Raw genomic sequence first — 19,788 nt, 5'->3', positions numbered from 1 at the left:
CTCATCCACTTTCCTAAAAGGTTAGTTATTCACATTTACTTCGTGTAACGGCTGCAACTCTTCCATAAAGTCAAGCAAAGATCCTACAGTAAGAAACGCCTTTGGGTCTATCTCATCCTCTGGAACGCATAGCTTTAAATCCATTTCTATGTATACTATAAGCTGTAACATCATTACCGAATCTATATATAAATCTTGATTTAAACGCACCGTTTCTTCTAAATGCGTTACATTTTTCAATTCCATTTTTTCTATCATAATGCTTAATACAGCATCCTTTAACGTTTCACGACTCATGTTGTAACCTCTCCCATCTCTAGTAACTTTCTACTTACTTTTCCGGTTTTATTTTTCGGAATTTCAGTTACACTTTCAATTTCATGCGGAACTTTATAAGACGGTAAATGCTGAATACACCATTCTCTTATTTTCACCGGAGCAATACGAGAGATCACTTTCGCTTTTACGATTTCACCCATTACAGGATGCTTCCCTCGGTATACAATTGCTTCTTGAATACCTTCTAACCGAAGCATCGTTTCTTCCACCTCTATAGGAAAAACTTTTAATCCTGAAACATTGATTACATCATCCATACGCCCCATAAAATGAAGGCCACGCTCAGATTCATACCCTAAATCTTTCGTATAAATTTCCTTTCCAGCAATTTTCACTACGATTTCTTCAGGCTCGTTTTCATCTGATCCTATGTTTATACTTACATGAGGCAGTGGCTTTCCTAAATCCAAATGAGTTTCCATATCATGACATATACTAATGCATCCTGCTTCAGAACAACCATATTGTTGCATCATGTATTTTGTCATTCCTTTCAGTTTATAAAATAACGCTTCTGGCAAAGGTGATCCTGACGTCATAATTTTATGAAACTGCAACGTACCTTGTGGAAAACTACCCATAATATGTAGCATAAGTGGTACTGCATATATAATATGTTTTTCTGTATTTCGAACTATATTTAATGCGAATTTAGGATTTTTATTCGTAATGATTATAGGCTTGCTACCCCTCATAATTGCAGATAACGTACCACAAATTAATCCATACGAATGTGAAACAGGAGCCATAACAATTGGTACTTCATCTTCATCACATTTTAAAGCTGCATTATAAGCAGTAATTTCTGTTTCAACTTCCGTCCATGCTCTACGAATCAGTTTCGGTTCTCCTGTTGTTCCAGAACTATATTGCAATAAAGACGGTTCTTCTTGTAATAGATTTATAACTTCTAACTTTATAAATTCGTTACTTTCCCCATATAAGAGCCCCGCACAATTTGCACGCCTTGCCATCTCAATAGCTGTATCCATCGGTGTCTCTTCATGAATAAGTAATACAGATGCTTTTTTTTCTTTTAAGAAAAACACAAGCGTAATAATATCAAATGGATCTTTCAGGCAAAGTGCAAATCTATTTCCTTTTGCTTCTTGAAATTGTTCCATTTCCTCGTAAACTTGTAATCTCGATTCAAAATCATTTTTGCTAAATTCTTGTTTATTAACGATTAGCATGATTTCCCCCTGTAACAACTGATTTTTGTATTATAAGTTGCTTTGCTCTATACAATGGATTTGAAACTTCATGAACAAGCGATTCCACATCCATATATAAACGACGCTTCGTTAATTGCTCTGCATGAAATGTAGGTGTATATAATTGTAATGCTTCAAAACGTTCTTTCAAATGCGAAAATCTTTCAAAATGATTTTCTATTTCTTCAACAAGAATGATCCAAAATTGTTCCTCTTCCAACTGATACTCATCTGCCAGCACGAAAGCCAGTTCACCTAGATTAAACAGGAAAAGCGCATCTAAAACCATTTCTTGTAGACATTCAATACGGGCCATTTCAAAGAAATCATTCATTTGACCATTCGCATATGTTTTATGCATTTTAGTAAAGTCAGGACATTTTTCGAGTTCTTTCAAAAATGGACGATAAAACTCCAGTCCTTCATGAAAATCTTTTAATGCAATACGGACTGGTATTCCCTCTTCATGAACTAAAATCATGTTTTGTCCATGTGATTCTAATGCGACTCCATGCTCTACAACGAGGTGTACAACTGGGACAATTGCTTTTTGAATAAGCAGTTGTAACCAGCTTTCTACTCCATTTCTCTTTAACCACAAATCAATAATTGGTGTCCCATCTTTTCCCTTGGCATATAAACCGTTAAATGGGATTGCCTCTTCTTTTTTATCTAAATATTTGTGAACGCTTTCGCGCCAAATACATCCTAATGAGCCATATGTAGCTTTTTTATTCGCATCGTACGTAACACTCGAAAATTCATTTAACAAAATTAAACGCGATTCATCCCTTAAATAAGGATCATGATCTACTATATCTTTTAACCAATTCGATATAGCAGGTGCACTCACAACCGAATGTGGTTTTAATGTACGGATAGTTGAAGTATTCAGTAAATTCATTGATAACTTTACATATGGTTTCGCTCGGTTCGTAACATTTCTTAATGTCCGCATCGACTGCTGCGCGCAATAATCATCTTCTGATTTCCCTAAATAAATAATATATTTATCCTGTATATGGTCAGTATAATTCGGAATAATAAAGTTCTCCCACTGCCAAGGATGAACAGGTATAAACATATACTTCTTCGAATCACAGTCCATTTTTCGAATACGATCCATATACTCTTCGATTTTCTTTTCACCAATTTCTTCTTTAAAGGTACAGTTATAGCTCTCTTCACTTTCATATCCTACAGTCGTATATTTCTCATGAGCTGCAATCCATATAATTTTCATTGGTTGCATAAATTCAAATCCATATTGAAAATTGTCACGATATTGAAATCCAATACGTGCTTTATAGCTAGGATGATATGGATGTCCATCTATCAAATGACTTTCAAGCTCATCATAAGACTTCACAATATAGTCTTCTTCACTACTTCTCTCATATTGTGCAATCGTATCTTTAAAGATTGTTTGTTCTAATTCTTGAATAAAAGAATCCAATTTCGTTCGATCCACTTGTACAATTCGAAAAATCTCCTGTAAAAATTGTGAAACTGATTGTATTTCTTCTTCCTCATCTTGAACTCTCATTATTAATGAGTCATGCAAACAAATACGCCCAAATGTCATACGTTCTTGTCCATAGCATTGGTACATTACATTTTGATTCTTTTCATCAAGACCTTGTATAATAAAAAGGATTTGCTCTCCCTTTTGTATACAAATCGGCGTAATGATTTCTTCATAAATTAACGATTCTACTAATTGCCGGAATACTCTTCTTCTTACTGAAATGTACTCTTTTGATTGGAGTGCCTTCAATATTTTTATGTGATAAACTTCTTCTTTCATAAATCCCTCCGCTATAATACGGAATATCGAATTCCATTATTTGTATTACGTGAAATTTTAGCACTACTTATGAACGAACAGCCACTTCTCTAACGAGTGGATTATCTACTTGTACATAAATTGCTTGCTCTAAAGGATTTGTCAGTTCATCAACATCGAAAAATCTCGTTAGCAAGTTTGCTTTGCATGCCAACTTATCCTCTTCCAACAATTCTCTTAAAAATGTAGAAGGTTCACGGTTATATGGAAGGAATGATTCAAGTACAGACCTTAATTCAGAGAGAAGAATTTCCTCCTTAATTAATCCTGCTGTACCAAAACCGTTAATAAGTCCAAACATATGATTAAAAATTAAATAGTAACGAAACCTTTCATCTACAATATAATCGTCATATAAATTTCCAGTACGTTCTCCAATACCAGATAACTCATTATTAAGCTTCTCTTTCATTGAATTACAGAAATAAAACCCTTGATTATCACGGAAATAATATTTTACTGGATAACCATCCTTTAGCTGAACAACACTATTTTGCTGATGAGCTTCTAATGCAACTCCATACTGTAAATACATCCATACCATCGGCTTTAAAGAAATATTTACATACCGTCTAAACCACTCTAAACTTACTTCTTCACAGCTTCTATTTTCTAAATCTGCTAAGTTATGAATAATATTCGATAAACGAGTACGTTCTCCCGGTATAGCATCTTGAACTAGTCCAGCAATTAAAGTAACGTCATTTGCATGTTCACTATAAAAAGGATTCTCTCGAATAATCACTTCAAATCCAGACTCTTTTGCTCCATAATTTAAGGTAATAAAGGCTGGATCACAAATAAAATCAAAAGCTGGATACTTTTCTAGTACTTCACCAATTGACGTATTTAACATTTCCTTCCCTTCAAGGCCACTCTCAAGTTCCTTCAACTTATTAATGCGCATTGAATTTGTTACTTTCACCGGAAATGAAAACTTAAGCATATATTTCGAATGAGGATGATATAGCGTCCTAAGTGATGATGTTGCCATATAATACTTACCTACGGGACCGATATACTCAAGTACTCCTTGATTTATCCACTCTTGTACATAAGGTTGATGTAATAACCATTCTGCCTGAAGCGGATGAATTGGAATTAATGAATATTCATCTTCCTTACAGTATTTCACTATAAATTCCTTACTTACCATGTCATCTTTACTTAATTCTTCTTTTATAATCGTTGTTGTAGAATCTAATAATAATGATTTTTCATTTACTATACTTTTATGTGCTCGAAAATAATGAAGCTGGCATTCTCCTTTTAATTCTGGAGAATACATTGCACTTTTCCAATCCAATATACCTTGTCTACTCTTTGGGGTAGGATGAGTTAAATGCCCAAATAATAAAGATTGCTCCGCCTCAATAAAAGTTGTATGGAAACCATATAATGCAGATGTATCTTCTGCTCTCTTTTTTGTAAATTCCTCAATATTTTGACAACTATGAATAACTCGAAGCATAAGTTCAGCAGGGTTAGTTCCTTCTCCATAGTTGATAGACATCTCTTTTATTAAAAATGTAATAACTGTAACGTAATCTGCTTTTATAACAGTTTTAGTTTCTCCGATTTGATAATAAAACTGTTCTCCAAACAAATGACGATCTGTTGGTGATTTATATATAACTTCTCCATACAAAGTAATGTTTTGTGCCGACAACCGACAGCATAAATAAGTGGGGACTATATTTCTATTCAACGTATTACTGAAGATACTTTCTATTCTTTCATCCTCTATAATCCATTCTCCGCTCCCTGTTTCTCTTAAATAACAGTTTAAAAAGCTTTGTATTGTTGCATGTTCTGCGATTTGTTTCGCATGCTGCATACTGGTCCTCCTCTTTATATTAACGCTATCGAAATTTTATATAATTAACAATGATTGAATATCATTATCAATTATGATTCTAATTGATTGTCATTATCAATTCAAGAGTATATTTCAGAATTTTTCTATCTGACTAAATCTTTCTTTTTTTCTATCATATCTTTAATCTTATTAAAAACATGATTAAAAATATCTTCCTTTCAAAATAATTACTTAATATTTTCTACATTTTTCATTATTATCGATCCAAAACAATTAAAAAAGGTATACCCTTAATAGGTATACCTTTTTTAATTGTTTACATAATACTATTATTTTATATTAAATCCTGCAATTGTTTGTATAAAAGATTTAAATCTCTCCAGCAATACGCTGTTTCTTCTACCTGTACTCTCTCTAAAAATTTCGTATCAATTTTTTCAGGATCATATTTTTCATAAAACTTTTTAGAAGGATTATTAGAGACAACCCAAACTAAAAGAGATTGCATATTATTTTTTTTACAATCTGATAGTAAAGCTTGAAATAAACGTTGTCCTATCTTCATTCCTTGATACTCTTGTAAAATGTATATTGCATATAATTCCCCATCACAATTATATGTCCCCGTTCTTTCAGCTCCACCATCGATAAATCCGATAATTTCCCCATTTAACGTCTCTGCTACAAACCTATATTCGTTCTTATCATCTTTTTGGAAGATGTTTTTCCACAGGTTTTCTCGTTGTTCATACGTTATATTGTCTAAAACCCCGTTAGAAAATATCCCTTTATACGTTGTTTTCCAGCTTTCCACATGCACTTTTGCTATATTTGCAATATCATTTTTCGTTGCCCTTCGAACATGTATCTCCATCACTTATATCCCCCTTTGTAATTAATTATAGCAAAATGTTTTTTTCATTAAAAAAAGAGTGATGCAACATCACCCTTTTCAATCTTTTTTATCTACTTTCAACTTCAACAGATACGACATGATCGATTTCTTTTAGAGAACTATATAACTCAGTTGTATATAAATCTTCTGGAGCTAAAATTACCATTTCTAATTGCTGAGATGCTCCATTATCAATATCTTTAATTTTCACTCGCTTCACTTGCATATTTAAATTTTTAATTTGCTTAAAAATCCCATCTAACTCTCGATGCTCATTTACAGTAATTTTGATAGACAAGTCCTTTTGTCTCAATGAATATGGGCCTGCAATTTTCACAAGGTGAGGAAGTACATTGATTGCTAATATAATTAAAACCATAGCAACCGTCGCTTGTATATAAAATCCTGCTCCAATCGCAATACCTAAAGCTGAAGCAGCCCATACCATTGAAGCTGTCGTTAATCCAGAAATAACGTCATTACTTCTTCGTAAAATTACCCCCGCTCCAAGAAAACCAATACCACTAACAATTTGGGCAGCTAATCGCATTGGATCCATATTCGTATGACCCGGTACAGAATATACATTTACAGATTCAATTGAAACCATTGTAATTAAACAACTTGCTACAGAAATAACCATACTTGTTTTCACACCAAGCGGTTTATTCTTTAGCTGCCTATCTATCCCGATGAATAATCCTAAAAAGAGTGCTAAACCTAATTTGAATAAAAATTCATATGACATATTTCATTCTCCTTACTTTACAATGTTTTCCTTCGAATAATACACTATAACTCTTTTATGATATCAATTCTAGTCTTTTCTATTCATCCAGCAACAAAAGCCGAAAAAACATTTTTATTACAATGTTTTTTCGGCTTTTTCTATAGTTTTTTATCGAGATTAAGATACCCCTTTATTTCTGTTCTTTAATCTTAATCTGTGCATCTTTGTAAAATGCTAATTTACTGTCATTATACTCTTTTGTATGCTTATTAAATTGTTCTTTCGCCTTTTGCGCTTCCACATTTAACTCATTAACAGTTTTAACTTTTTCACCAATTTCTTTTAACTTCGTTTCTTTTACTTTTAATTTTTCATACAGCTCTTTTTCATTCGCTAACGCCTTCGTGTAATCCTCATTCATTTTTTGGAATGTATCATAACGATTTTTATACGACTCTTCTACTGCTTTAGCTTGTTTTTGCAATTTCTTATCTTCAAGCTTCTCTATATTACTTTGAACTGATTTCGTTTCCTTCTGAGCTTTCTCTAGCAGTTCTTTCTCGTTTTTCAATACTTTCTCACGCTCATTTACATTTGCAGTAGCTTCCTCTATCTTCTTCGTGACTGCTTCATTATGTTCTTTACCTTCTTGTAAAATTTGAGAATATAGTTCTTGCCCTTGCTTTTCTAATTGCTCTAACTTTTTCGTATCATCAGCTAGCGATTTTTCTTGTGTCGCTGCTGTTTCAAAAGCCGTATATAAATTTTCTTCTGGTTTTTCACCGAAACAACCTGATAATAATCCTACTGATAATGCTCCAACTACTGCTACTTTTCCATACTTCAACTTCAATTCCTCCAATTACATACGGTTATCGTGCCAGAAATTCACTGGGAAGTGATTCTCTTCATGGTATGCTTCAAATTCATAACCTTTTTCTTTTAGACCCTTTAAAATTGCTGGCACAGCAGCAACTGATTGCGGGTGAATGTCATGCATTAAAATGACTTCTTGCGGTTTTGTTGCACCAGCTAATACATTTTGAGCGATTTGTGCTGCCGCTGCATCGACTGGTACTTTATTGTATTTCCAGTCTAAAGAGTCAATTGTCCAGTCCCACACTTTTAAACCATCCTCAACTACTTTATTTCGGAGACCTTCATTTAAACCAGGCATCGATCCGTATGGAGGACGTGTTAATTTAGGAGCTTTCCCAATAATATTTGCGATTAAGCCTTGATCTTCTTTCATTTCATTAACATACTCGCCATTTTTATATAACTTCGCAAAATTGTGTGTCATACTATGCATTCCAACATAATGTCCTTCTGCATTTTCACGTTTCACTAAATCAGGAAACTGTTTCACATTCGCACCAATTAAAAAGAATGTCGCCTTCGCATCATGCTGTTTTAACATATTCAATAATTCAGCCGTATATTTTCCTGGCCCATCATCAAATGTAAGGTAAGCAACTTTTCTCTCCTGTCCATTAAAACGACTTGGTGCCGTTTTATTCATTTCACCTTTCGGTTGTTCACTTGCAAGCTGTATTACATTTTCTTGTTTCGCAACAGCTTTTGCTGGTGAAGTAATAGATTGAAACATGAAATACCCAATAGCTACTGCTGCAATCGCCATTAAAACGACTACTACTCGTTTAATATTAAAAGCTTTTTCCATTCTATCGATTTCCTCTCCCTATTAATCTTATATATAAATCATCCAATATAATTATACATCTATTTATTTTATTACACTATATAAATAGACTTAATATGTATTATAATGGAAGTTTTATCAAAATTGTTGTTCCTATTCCTTCTTTACTTATAATACTAAGCGTACCTCTATGAAGCTCCACCATTTTTTTTACGATGGCTAAACCAATACCTGCACCTGCAGCATGATTATTAATCTGGTAAAATGACTGTTCTATATATGGTAAATACTCTTTAGCAATTCCAATCCCTTCGTCTTTCACCTTTATCACTACTTGTCCTTCATTTTTAGTCGCTTCAATGTATACAGTACCATTTTCATGTGAATATTTAATTGCATTTTGAACAATATTCAAGAAAATTTGCTTTAGCCTATTTCGGTCTCCCATCAATTCAATTCGTTCTATAGTATTGATGAATTGAATTTGCTTCTTTTCAGCGTTAGGAGTTAATTGCCAAATCGTCTCCTCTAGTATATCGTATAATTGCACCTTTTGTTTATATAAATTAAAATGATTTGATTGTAATCTTGAAAAATCTAACAATTCTTCTACTAAATGAATCAATCGATCTGTCTCACCTGAAATTATTCCCATACCTTGCTTTATTTCTTCTTCCGTTAAATGATCTACAGTTTTTAACGTCTCACTCCAACCTTTAATTCCCGTTAAAGGTGTCCGTATTTCATGAGATATAGAAGCAATAAATTCATTTTTCATCTGTTCTGCTTTTTCTATTTTATCAGACATATAGTTTAAACTATGTGCTAATTCACCTAATTCACCAGGATAATCTTCTTTAATTTTATTTTTCAGTGTTCCTTCTGCGATTTGTGAAGAAGCTTGAATGATAGATTCAATTGGCTCAACAAATGAATTTGCCAAGCGTCTGCTAATTAAGAAGACAATACCTGAAATAACAATACCTACGGAAATAGTAAACATAATGATTTCAATAATCTTTGCATTCACATGTTTTAAAACAGTCGTATATTTTAAAACACCGATAGTTTGTCCTTGATGTATAAGTGGGCTTAGCACTTCTAATTGTTTTTCATTATCTTTCGTGGTAGTAACTTGATTATACATTTCACCTTCCAATAAAGATTGTGGAATATTCACTTTACCTTCGACCTTTTCACCACTTGAAGATTGTATAACCGAACCATGACGATCAATTAACTGTAATTCCGTTCCTTCTAATTGAAAACTACTAATTATGTCACCACTATATTCTTGCAAACGAATAAAATATAGTGAATTGTATTCTGAGAAAAAACGTGTACTGGTCTTTGCATGAGATTCAACATATTGCACAATGCCGTTATAATAATATCGATAAATAGAAACTGAAAATGCTACTTCAAATAATACAAGCATTAGTGTAATGACCGTCATAAAATATAAAGTCACTTTCCGTTTCATCTTATAGTTTCCTTCCACACATATCCTTTTCCCCACACGGTATGGATAAACTCTGGTTCTGACGGATTACATTCTATCTTTTGACGTAACCGTCTCATATTTACATCGACTACTTTCGTCTCGCCTACGTAATTGGTTCCCCAAATCATATTTAAAATTTCATCCCGCGAAACCGGCTTCGAAGCCTGATTCATTAAATACTGTAATATCATGTACTCTGTAGGGGTTAAATCAACTAATTGTCCACCTTTATATAATCTTTCTTCTATGATATTTAACGAAAACGGACCAGACGTGATTGTATTCGTTTTTTCTTCATGTACTTCTATTCTTCTTAATAAAGATTGTATTCGTGCAGTTAATTCTACTGGACTAAACGGCTTTGCGATATAATCATCTGCACCAATTCCTAGCCCTTGTACTTTATCTTCATCTTGTACACGTGCGGTTAACATAATAATACCCATTTTTTTATTTTTTTCCCGGCTAGCTTTACAAACTTGAAAACCATCGATCCCCGGTAACATAACATCAAGTAACGCTACATCAACAGTATGTTCACTTAAAATCTGTAACGCTTCTTCTCCAGTACTAGCTTCTAATACATAAAATCCAGCACGTTTCAAATTTAAGACAATAAAGCTACGGATTGGTATTTCATCTTCTAAAACTAAAATTGTTGACATAATTCCCACCTCCCTACTCTTGTTGATAATCCGCTAGCGGTTTTATATATGCTTTCATTTTTTCAAATTTTGATTGCTTTGGTACTGCATATACATGAGAAGCCGTTTTAACTGCTGCCTCGTATCCTTTTATTTTGAACCATTCCTTCCGCTTAAAAATATGGACTTCAAGCCATATTTCATTTGTAGTTGCATCTATAAATTTTTGAACATCCGGTGCTTCTTGCTGAACTGGGACAGTTATTTTTCCAATTACCGCTTGAGGGATTTTGACAAAATAACCTTTCTCTATATTGATATATCTTTCTTCTATCGGTTTAATTCCCTCTTCACTCCACTGTATATAACGCTCAAACATCGTGCTCTCTCCGTACGATACCTCTTCCCAACCTTTTGGACGTACAGTACGAACAAATTCAATAATGCCGTCCTCATTAACGTCTTTACTTTCCACAACATAATCATTGAATAGCTCTTCTTTCCCGTCTATAGGTAGTCCCTCATAATGATCTTTATCAAATTTTGCTACATATGTTATACCTGAATGAGCCCCAACTCCTGCATCAATTACAACTGCCTTTGACATGTTAGAAATACGCCCCATTTGTATTCGTTGAATACTATTTATATATGGATCGAATGTAACTTCAGACATAGTCTTAAACTGTTCAATGAACTCAACTTTCAATTGCTCATCTTTTTTATAAGTAACAAGGCTTATATCATTAAGGCCGTTTTCATTTAAATCCTCTATAAATAACTTCGTATATTGCCGATTATAAATCTCCTTCATATCATCATTTTCTTCCGAAAAAACATACATTACATGTTCTAAAGATTCACGACTTACAGAGATTCCAATTAATAACTCTCGCTTCCCGTTCCCTGTAAAATCACCGACTTCAACGATATCTACATCTCCACCATCAAATTTATGCGTGGACTTTATTTTCCACTCATTGCCGATTTCCTCATATACAGCTAAATATACGCTATGATCTTCATTCGGCAATTTATAAAATAAGATGGCTTCTTTCTTATTATCTTGTTTAAAATCCATTGACCAAATCATCTGTTTATCTTTATTAGACATTGGAGTAAGCAATCGATAATTAACAGGCAAATCTTTATCGATTTGCTCTTTTAGTTCATCAATCCACTTTTCATTGGTAGGAGCTCCCATTAAACTTGTTGGAGCTTCAGACATTTTACATCCAGTCAACATAAAAACGATTCCCATAATGCCTATCCATTTCTGCATATGATATCTTTCCTTATTACAGTATTTATCTTTACTTTTTGCTTATCCAATAATCTCATACATATGAGTATAATTTTTCTAGAATAAAAAATCGTTACAGAATAGTTACAAATCAATTTCCATAAAAAAAGATTGGCCTCCGCCAATCTTTTTTACTATTCGTTTCGAACTGATTTTGGCGTTACACCTAGATGTTGATTCAACTTATTTGAAATATCTTTTACATTTTTTTCGTTTGGAATGTAATAATAAATACCACCAATACGTTTATCCGTTCCTTCTATTTGCATCTTTTCCATTTGCAGATCTGATCCTGCCATATTTTTCGTAATAGCAAGCATATCATCAAATGTTAAATTTGTTTTCATATTTTTATCAACTGCATCAAGTAAAGAGCCCATTTTACTAATAGATTGAACAGACATTGCTTTTTTCGCAATTGCTTCAATTACAAGTTGTTGTCTTTGACCACGCATTGTATCACTGTCAATTTTACGCGTTCTCGCAAGTGCAAGTGCTTGCTCTCCATTTAAATGTTGGAAACCTTTTTCTAAATGGATCATACCTGCTTGGTCTTTACTATCTTGTTCTGTGAAAGTAACCGGTACATCAATATCAATACCACCAAGCGAATCTACAATTTGTACAAATGACTCGAAGTTAAACTTCACATAATAATCAACTGGAACATTTAAAAATCGTTCCACTGTATCTCGTGTACTTTCAACACCACCAAATACGTGTGCGTGTGTAATTTTATCTAATTTTTTTCTAGATGGAATATAAACACGTGAATCACGTGGAATACTTACTAATTTAACTGACTTATCATCTTTATTAATTGTCGCTAATAAAAGTGCATCTGTCCGAACTGCTTCGCCGTATTGGCTTTTTCTCATTTCACTTCCGTCTACACCCATGATTAATATTGAAATATTATCCTTTAAAGGTTCAACTTCTTTATCACGCTTTGATGACTTATCAATTTTTGCATACGCATCACTTACAACAGCTTTTGCTTTGTTATATATAAACGATCCATATCCTACTCCTCCAAAAATAAGTAGGAAAAATGGAATTAAAATGAACCATTTTATTGACTTTCGTTTAGAACGTTTTTTATTGCTTCTCGTGTTTTGTTCTAATTCAGAGCTCATGTTCATTCTCCTCTCTTTCTCTTTTCCTAGTATAATGTATGTCTAGTAATCTTCATATTGAATTTCCTTTCAATCACCTTACATTTTTGTAAGGTTACATCATGAATCCAATATGTATTCCATTTCACATTATACTCTCGTGCTTATTTTTGGCAAGTCACTGTTTATCAACTTCAAAAATTTAACACTTCAAAACATTCAAATTCACAGATTTACCATTCTGTTATTTACAGGTAGTAAGAGGCTCGAATTTCAGTAAGAATAAAAAGTCAAATTTTTGCCGTAAAAGCTCGATTAAAGGCTAATAATCAGTGGGAGATGAACACCCCCACTGATTAAAGTTTCACCTTATTATTTCTCATTTGGTGTGTATATCATTTGCTTCCCATTATTATTAATTAAAGCTGATTTTGCTTGTATTTTCGTTTTTTCTATTTCTACATCTTTATTTGAAAAATTCACAATAATTTTAATATCTTTTCCATATGAAGCAGATTGTACTAGCTTATCTTCTGACAGATATACAAAGTTCGTCATTTCTTCTTTTACTGCTTTTTCATGAACTTCATTCCAAACTTTCAGATGCTGTGTAATTTCTTTTTTATGCTTATTCCACTCTACTTCATCTAAATGGTACAACGGAGGAACATTATACAATAACTCATATAACATACGATTTCCAACTTCATCTTTCACCTTCAAACTTCCCCATTCCCAATGGTGCGTTGTAATAACGGAATCGTTGTATACTAATTTATATAATGGTACCGAATATACTGGATTTAAATATACTTGTTTATATTCTTCTTTCAACGGTACTTGTTTTGCATATTTTTCGGGAACATTTTGATTTGGTGACCAATATCCACCTACATAATACGGGCTTGTTTTGTTTTTCCTCATATCTTCATCGTCCCATTTAATTACAGGTGTTTCAATTCCATGAGCAAATGCAATCGTACTACTCGCAAAATCATTTCCGCCCTCAGAGCCAACTACCATACCTTTTTCTTGTGCAATATAATCCATTCGTTTTAATCTTGCTTGTAAATCTTGTTCTTGTGTCGTTAAATGTTTTGTTGAATAATCATCATAAATTTCGCCCGTCGCGTCACAATCAATAAACCATGAATTATATTTAGGGCCATTTTGTAATATATCGTTCATTCGTTCTTTTACACTAGGAAGTGATAATGTCGGATTTAATTTTCGCCCTCTACCTAAAAACCCTTGTACCTTTTCTCCATTTTTCTTAGTTACAGTAGCCTCTTCGTATAATGATGGATCATTAAAGGAAGCTGTGTTCCAATTTTTATCACCTTTTTCGTGAATGGAATGATAAGAATCATACGGACCAACTAAATATCCCATTTTCTTAGCTTCTGTAACAAAATTAGGTTGCATATATCCTTGTTCCCAGTTCGGTAGACCAATCCACGCCTTGTCTATCCCGGCCTCTTTCATTTCCTTTATAATATCCGTTCCATCTGCATTACCCCATTTACTTACTTCTTCAACTGCATCACCGAGTACTGACTTTAGTAAATGTTTATTTAAGCTATACAGCTCTGTCTTCGATAAGTGATCTACACCTTTCTTTACTAACACACTAGCTTCCTGATCAACTTTCGGGAAAATATCCTCTTTATACAATTCCTTCATAGATAATACTTCGTTTGTATAGCGTAAAATAACATTTTTTTGATACTTATCGATAAAGTCTTGTTTACTCACCTGCTCAAATACATTCAATTCCCCAGGCTCTGAACTATTCTTTTGAATAAGCTCTTTTATATGGCTAAACACCGGGCTATTTATTTGCTCCCTTAGCTTTGGCCAATTTACATTACTTTCTGATAAACCATTTTGATTCCAAAAATAAAAATGACCTGCACCGTAAAGTTTTTCAATTTCTTTATTTTTTCTTGCCTTCTCTTGTAATGTTTTAAATTCACCTTTTTCAATAATATTGTCCTTGTATAGTTTTGCGATACTTACTGCATCATTATTTGTCACATATAATTGAAAGCCATATGTTTTATTTTTATTTATACTCGGGAATTCATGTGTAAAATCAAACCCTATTTTCGGATCTGAATGAAATTTCAATTCATTATTAAACATATTATTCGCAATATATACGATCGAATATTTAGAACCATTTAATGCAAAAAACTTCATAGAAAATGATTCAGCAAATGAATATGCATCATCCTTTAAAAACTTCTTCCAATTCTCATCATTACTTGGAATTTGCTTACCTTCCCATAACGGAAGTGTATAATTTTCAGCTTGTACTTTCGGCCATGTAAAACTTTCTGCACCAGTCGATTCCACTTCAATATTTAAGTGCTCTTTTTTCTTTTCTAAGTTTACTTTTACTTTTTGATCTGGATATTCCCACGATGTGCGATCCTTGTCTTTTTTTAAATTCGACACCTTCATTTTCGGTAACGGTTGTGATGCCTGTTCTTTTACACCATCATGTTCTACAGTTAACGTGAAAGTCTCTGGATTTACATCGTACGTAAAATCTTTATACGTCGCTTTCTTTATTTTAGACTCTTGTAAAGCATTATTACCTTTTACATCACACCCGACTAAAGTCGAAAATGACATAGTAGTAAGAAGACATATCGCTATCATTTTTTTCATCTTCTGCACCTCCACCACTGAATATACAGGTGCTTTGTTACAGGAATGTGGCAAAAAATAATAGAGCTAGCATAACGCTAGCTCTATTTGGAGTATTAAAAATAAATTTATATGAACAACTATAACCCGCTTAGAAGATATGTAATACAATAACTGTGTTTTTTCTTTCTCACTAATTATGAAACCAAATAAATCAAAGTTTTAACAAGCCTTCCTTAACTGAAAAAGTAAGTGTATATAATATATCCTAAAACTAGCACTAAAATTAATATCCCTGTACCTTTCCAATTCATGCCCCCTGTCATATCAACAGGGCTACCTGATTCCGCTCTATTGAGCCCATCATTCAAAGAACCGGTAGGGCTATTTTTCAACTCACTTTGTCTTATGTGTTCTCTTTTTTCTTCTGGTGACTCTTTTGAACTCATATAATCACCTCCAAAATTAATACGCTCTTTACTGAATTATACAATATTCATTTTATATGCTGATTTAAAATATATTTGCAACATAAAAAAGCTAGCGATGCTAGCTCTTTTTATAATCCAATACGTTCTTCCTTATTTACAGTAATCCCTTTATGATCAATTTCAAGCTCATATACTTTCATAGCTGTAAATACTCTCGCTAATTGCTCAGCAATTTCTTGACGCTTCTCATACGGAGTTAAAATAAAAATGGATGGTCCCGCACCACTAAGTGCTGTTCCATAGGCTCCGAATTCTTTTGCACATTTACGAATTGATGGTAATAACGGTACAAGTTCTAAACGATATGGCTCGTGGAAATGATCTCTTTCCATCATTTCACCTACAACTTCCCACTTCTTTTGGCATAACGCAGCTACTAATACGTTACTTATCGCACTAGCCTTAACCGCTTCATGAAACGGAAACATCTCTGGTAATACAGATCGACTTTCATCCGTATTTAGCTCTTCATTCGGAATAAGAGAAATTACGCCTAATTCCTTACTTTCAATTCTTACGACCGAAACATTCTTTCCATCAAGTGCTCCGATTACAGTCCCACCTAGAATAGAAGCAGCAACATTATCTGGGTGTCCTTCAAAATTTGTAGCAATTTGGACTTTTTGATTAGTTGTTAAATGTAAATTTCCAAGTTGATTCGCAAGCTCTATTCCTGCTACAATCGCTGATGCGCTACTTCCTAGCCCTCTTGTCAGTGGAATATTACTAGTAACTTCTATTATATGGGGTGATAAAGAAGGACATACTTTACATGCCGTGCTAACAATTAAATTTTTATCATCTTTTGGAATTGAATCGTCAAAGGAATGTATAACTTGCCACTTATCAGCTTCTCCCTTTACACTCACTTCTAAATATAATGACAAAGCTATTCCAACAGAATCAAATCCTGGTCCAACATTTGCTGTACTAGCAGGAACACGAACGCTTAATGGTATCACGACATAATCACCCCTTTTATATGATCTTTAATTTGTTCTATATTATTTGAAACACTTGCAATGTCTAATTTATTAGAAGAAATAGCAATATCAGGATCTTTCAAACCGTTTCCAGTTAATACTGCAACAACTGTTTCTCCCTTTTTGATTTTTCCAGATTGAACATGTTTAATTACCCCCGCTAATGAAGCATTTGATCCTGGCTCAGCGAAAACCCCTTCCGTTTTTGCTAATAATCTATACGCATGTAATATTTCCTCATCTGACACCATATCTATTTCACCATTAGACTGTTCGGCTGCCTCTACTGCATACGACCAACTTGCTGGATTACCGATGCGAATCGCTGTTGCAATTGTTTCAGGTTCTTCAATTACATGTCCTTTTACAATTGCAGCTGCTCCTTCCGCTTCAAAGCCATGAATTCTTGGCTTCTTATAGCCTTTTTCTTTCTCATATTCACAGAACCCTTTCCAGTATGCTGTAATATTCCCTGCATTCCCAACAGGAATAGCGAGAACATCTGGCGCTTTTTGCAACTGGTCACAAATTTCAAACGCTGCTGTTTTTTGCCCTTCAATTCGGTACGGATTCACTGAGTTTACTAATGTAATCGGCTCTTCCGCAGCAATGTTTCTTACAACCTTAAGTGCATCATCAAAATTCCCTTCTATTGAAATGATTTCAGCTCCATAAGCGACTGCTTGCGCTAATTTTCCATGCGCAATCTTTCCTTCCGGGATTACGATAATACATTTCATTCCGAGGCGTGCCGCATATGCTGCAGCCGCTGCCGATGTATTACCTGTTGATGCACAAATGATTGCCTCAGAACCTTCTTCTTTCGCCTTTGCAACGGCCATTACCATGCCACGGTCTTTAAAAGAACCAGTCGGATTCGCTCCTTCATATTTACCGTATAACTGAATCCCTAATTGTTTTGATATATTTAATAATGGAATAAGAGGTGTGTTCCCTTCCATTAAGCTAACATCAGGTGTGTTTTCATTCACTGGTAAATAAGAAGCATACTGGTTTAATAATCCTTTATACATATTGTTTTTCCTCCTCAATAATGTAGTAGCTGTTTATTTCACTTGCGACAGCTTCTATCGCTCCTAAAACTCGTTCGAATTGATATTTTGAAGTGTGATGTGTCACAACAACGACTTCTGCAAGTTCACGATTCAAAGGTAATTGGATAACCTCTTTTAAACTTACAGAATAAATAACGAAACATTCTGTTATTTTTTGCAACATCCCAGGCTCATCTCGTAATGAAATACGTAAGAAATATTTCGAAACTACTTCTTCATCTCCTTGTAATTCGTACGGCTCTGGTTCTTTTAACACACTTTTATTTTTCGGAACTTGATTCATATTTTTAACAATTGAAATAATATCACTTACTACAGCAGAACCAGTCGGTAACTTCCCAGCTCCAGGTCCGTAAAACATCACTTCTCCTACTGCTTGACCGTGAACATACACAGCATTAAATTCATTATTTACATTCGATAACGGATGATGACTTGGTAATAAAGTCGGTTCTACACTTAAATGAATGGCTGACCCTTGTTTCTCTGCTTTACCAATTAATTTCATAGTAAATCCTAATTTTTCAGCCATTTGTAAATCTTCTTTTTCAACCTTTCGAATCCCTCTTACTTGCACATCATCTAAAGAAACATTCATCGAAAAACCTAAGTTCGCAAGGATCGCTACCTTTCTCGCCGCATCTAGCCCATCTACATCTGCTGTTGGATCTGATTCTGCAAAGCCTAATTTTTGTGCTTCCTGTAAAGCCTCCTCATAAGACCAGCCTTTTTGACTCATCTTTGTTAACATATAATTTGTTGTTCCATTTACAATTCCCATTATTTTTTCAATTTGATCTGAAGCTAATCCGTCTGTTAATCCCCTTAACACCGGAATACCACCTGCTACACTCGCCTCATAACATAAATCACAATCATTTTCGTTCGCTAATTGGAGAAGTTCTGCACCATATACAGCCATTAAATCTTTATTTGCTGTTACGACATGCTTCTTGTTTTGTAAAGCCTTAATAATATGCTGTTTTGCTTCTTCAATTCCGCCCATTACCTCTACTACAATATCAATATTTGAATCATTTAGAACTTCATCGACATTACTTGTTACTACGATTCCATCAATACAAACATCACGTTCTTTTTCCAAATCACGTACAACGACTGTCTTTACTTTCACTTCATATCCTGTATCAAGAGCGATTTTTTTATAATGTTCCTTCAAAATATGAACAACACCACTTCCGACCGTACCTAAACCTAATACCCCAACATTAATAACATTATTCATCTTCTAATCTCCTCCTAGAATTTTATTTTTCGCTTCTATCAATCACCTTGCTCTGCCATTTTCCCGTGCAGGTGGTGGTTATTTCCGTACGTACAAATCGTTTCATGTTACAGCACCTCCCTTCAAAATAATAAAAAACACACTCATCCCTAGGAAAGGGACGAATGTGTTTTCGTGGTTCCACCCTTGTTCCAACCTAGACTTATTTCCTTCTAGATTGCTCAAGTTCAGATAACGGCTGATACCGTCAATAATTACTAGATTA

17 protein-coding genes and 1 other annotated feature (1 of these 18 only partly in view) are annotated in these 19,788 nt (G+C 33.9%); all 17 genes read right to left on the bottom strand.

The annotated features are described in order from the left end of the window. Positions 1–21 precede the first annotated feature (21 nt). Entirely contained in the window at positions 22–297 is a 276-nt protein-coding gene (gene asbD / locus KPL75_RS23840) for a petrobactin biosynthesis protein AsbD (RefSeq protein WP_219918036.1), read from the bottom strand. Continuing rightward, positions 294–1,532: an AMP-binding protein gene (locus KPL75_RS23835; protein WP_219918035.1), complete on the bottom strand. Its 1,239-nt coding sequence runs from the start codon at positions 1,530–1,532 to the stop codon at positions 294–296. The genes asbD and KPL75_RS23835 overlap by 4 nt, the downstream gene beginning before the upstream one ends. Beyond that, entirely contained in the window at positions 1,519–3,360 is a 1,842-nt protein-coding gene (locus KPL75_RS23830) for an IucA/IucC family protein (protein ID WP_219918034.1), read from the bottom strand. Before KPL75_RS23830 ends, KPL75_RS23835 begins: the two co-directional genes overlap by 14 nt. 67 nt (positions 3,361–3,427) lie before the next feature. Further along, a complete protein-coding gene (locus KPL75_RS23825) occupies positions 3,428–5,236 on the bottom strand; it encodes an IucA/IucC family protein (RefSeq protein ID WP_219918033.1) in 1,809 nt (602 codons plus the stop codon). A 316-nt stretch (positions 5,237–5,552) separates the two neighbouring features. Next, on the bottom strand, positions 5,553–6,092 hold the full coding sequence (locus KPL75_RS23820) for a GNAT family N-acetyltransferase (RefSeq protein ID WP_219918032.1): 540 nt from the start codon (positions 6,090–6,092) through the stop codon (positions 5,553–5,555). A gap of 88 nt (positions 6,093–6,180) precedes the next feature. After that, on the bottom strand, positions 6,181–6,861 hold the full coding sequence (locus tag KPL75_RS23815) for an MgtC/SapB family protein (RefSeq protein ID WP_002200827.1): 681 nt from the start codon (positions 6,859–6,861) through the stop codon (positions 6,181–6,183). Between the two features lie 172 nt (positions 6,862–7,033). Beyond that, positions 7,034–7,690, bottom strand: a complete 657-nt coding sequence (locus KPL75_RS23810) for a YkyA family protein (protein ID WP_219918031.1) — start codon at positions 7,688–7,690, stop codon at positions 7,034–7,036. 15 nt (positions 7,691–7,705) lie between these two features. Next, positions 7,706–8,527 (bottom strand): peptidoglycan-N-acetylglucosamine deacetylase, encoded by an 822-nt coding sequence (locus tag KPL75_RS23805; RefSeq protein ID WP_219918030.1) that lies wholly within the window; start codon positions 8,525–8,527, stop codon positions 7,706–7,708. A gap of 100 nt (positions 8,528–8,627) precedes the next feature. Then, a complete protein-coding gene (locus KPL75_RS23800; protein WP_219918029.1) occupies positions 8,628–9,989 on the bottom strand; it encodes a sensor histidine kinase in 1,362 nt (453 codons plus the stop codon). Then, the gene (locus KPL75_RS23795; RefSeq protein ID WP_219918028.1) at positions 9,986–10,675 is read right to left on the bottom strand and encodes a response regulator transcription factor; all 690 of its coding nucleotides are present in this window, start codon (positions 10,673–10,675) and stop codon (positions 9,986–9,988) included. The genes KPL75_RS23800 and KPL75_RS23795 overlap by 4 nt, the downstream gene beginning before the upstream one ends. Before the next feature lie 13 nt (positions 10,676–10,688). After that, positions 10,689–11,936, bottom strand: coding sequence for a hypothetical protein (locus tag KPL75_RS23790; protein WP_219918027.1), 1,248 nt, complete (start codon positions 11,934–11,936; stop codon positions 10,689–10,691). 155 nt (positions 11,937–12,091) lie between these two features. After that, complete coding sequence (locus KPL75_RS23785; RefSeq protein ID WP_170930130.1) at positions 12,092–13,099, bottom strand: LCP family protein; 1,008 nt, start codon at positions 13,097–13,099, stop codon at positions 12,092–12,094. A gap of 345 nt (positions 13,100–13,444) precedes the next feature. After that, positions 13,445–15,748, bottom strand: a complete 2,304-nt coding sequence (locus tag KPL75_RS23780) for a glycoside hydrolase (RefSeq protein ID WP_219918026.1) — start codon at positions 15,746–15,748, stop codon at positions 13,445–13,447. Between the two features lie 215 nt (positions 15,749–15,963). Then, positions 15,964–16,176 carry a DUF6366 family protein gene (locus tag KPL75_RS23775; protein ID WP_219918025.1) on the bottom strand — a complete coding sequence of 71 codons (213 nt, stop codon included), beginning with the start codon at positions 16,174–16,176 and terminating at the stop codon, positions 15,964–15,966. Positions 16,177–16,286: 110 nt separating this feature from the next. Continuing rightward, positions 16,287–17,180, bottom strand: coding sequence for a homoserine kinase (thrB, locus tag KPL75_RS23770; protein ID WP_219918024.1), 894 nt, complete (start codon positions 17,178–17,180; stop codon positions 16,287–16,289). Beyond that, on the bottom strand, positions 17,177–18,235 hold the full coding sequence (gene thrC / locus KPL75_RS23765) for a threonine synthase (protein WP_219918023.1): 1,059 nt from the start codon (positions 18,233–18,235) through the stop codon (positions 17,177–17,179). Before thrC ends, thrB begins: the two co-directional genes overlap by 4 nt. Further along, the gene (locus tag KPL75_RS23760; RefSeq protein WP_219918022.1) at positions 18,228–19,523 is read right to left on the bottom strand and encodes a homoserine dehydrogenase; all 1,296 of its coding nucleotides are present in this window, start codon (positions 19,521–19,523) and stop codon (positions 18,228–18,230) included. Before KPL75_RS23760 ends, thrC begins: the two co-directional genes overlap by 8 nt. Positions 19,524–19,676: 153 nt before the next feature. Then, positions 19,677–19,788, bottom strand: a binding site (T-box leader); it runs 120 nt beyond the window's last position.

It is taken from the genome of Bacillus sp. NP247, assembly GCF_018966865.1.
Classification (GTDB): domain Bacteria; phylum Bacillota; class Bacilli; order Bacillales; family Bacillaceae_G; genus Bacillus_A.
This window is presented reverse-complemented; position numbering and strand designations above follow the sequence as displayed.

Bases quoted from the DNA above. Each gene is read 5' to 3' on its own strand.
- asbD (WP_219918036.1), bottom strand. From the start codon at position 297: ATGAGTCGTGAAACGTTAAAGGATGCTGTATTAAGCATTATGATAGAA.
- KPL75_RS23835 (WP_219918035.1), bottom strand. From the start codon at position 1,532: ATGCTAATCGTTAATAAACAAGAATTTAGCAAAAATGATTTTGAATCG.
- KPL75_RS23830 (WP_219918034.1), bottom strand. From the start codon at position 3,360: ATGAAAGAAGAAGTTTATCACATAAAAATATTGAAGGCACTCCAATCA.
- KPL75_RS23825 (WP_219918033.1), bottom strand. From the start codon at position 5,236: ATGCAGCATGCGAAACAAATCGCAGAACATGCAACAATACAAAGCTTT.
- KPL75_RS23820 (WP_219918032.1), bottom strand. From the start codon at position 6,092: ATGGAGATACATGTTCGAAGGGCAACGAAAAATGATATTGCAAATATA.
- KPL75_RS23815 (WP_002200827.1), bottom strand. From the start codon at position 6,861: ATGTCATATGAATTTTTATTCAAATTAGGTTTAGCACTCTTTTTAGGA.
- KPL75_RS23805 (WP_219918030.1), bottom strand. From the start codon at position 8,527: ATGGAAAAAGCTTTTAATATTAAACGAGTAGTAGTCGTTTTAATGGCG.
- KPL75_RS23800 (WP_219918029.1), bottom strand. From the start codon at position 9,989: ATGAAACGGAAAGTGACTTTATATTTTATGACGGTCATTACACTAATG.
- KPL75_RS23795 (WP_219918028.1), bottom strand. From the start codon at position 10,675: ATGTCAACAATTTTAGTTTTAGAAGATGAAATACCAATCCGTAGCTTT.
- KPL75_RS23790 (WP_219918027.1), bottom strand. From the start codon at position 11,936: ATGCAGAAATGGATAGGCATTATGGGAATCGTTTTTATGTTGACTGGA.
- KPL75_RS23785 (WP_170930130.1), bottom strand. From the start codon at position 13,099: ATGAACATGAGCTCTGAATTAGAACAAAACACGAGAAGCAATAAAAAA.
- KPL75_RS23780 (WP_219918026.1), bottom strand. From the start codon at position 15,748: ATGAAAAAAATGATAGCGATATGTCTTCTTACTACTATGTCATTTTCG.
- KPL75_RS23775 (WP_219918025.1), bottom strand. From the start codon at position 16,176: ATGAGTTCAAAAGAGTCACCAGAAGAAAAAAGAGAACACATAAGACAA.
- thrC (WP_219918023.1), bottom strand. From the start codon at position 18,235: ATGTATAAAGGATTATTAAACCAGTATGCTTCTTATTTACCAGTGAAT.
- KPL75_RS23760 (WP_219918022.1), bottom strand. From the start codon at position 19,523: ATGAATAATGTTATTAATGTTGGGGTATTAGGTTTAGGTACGGTCGGA.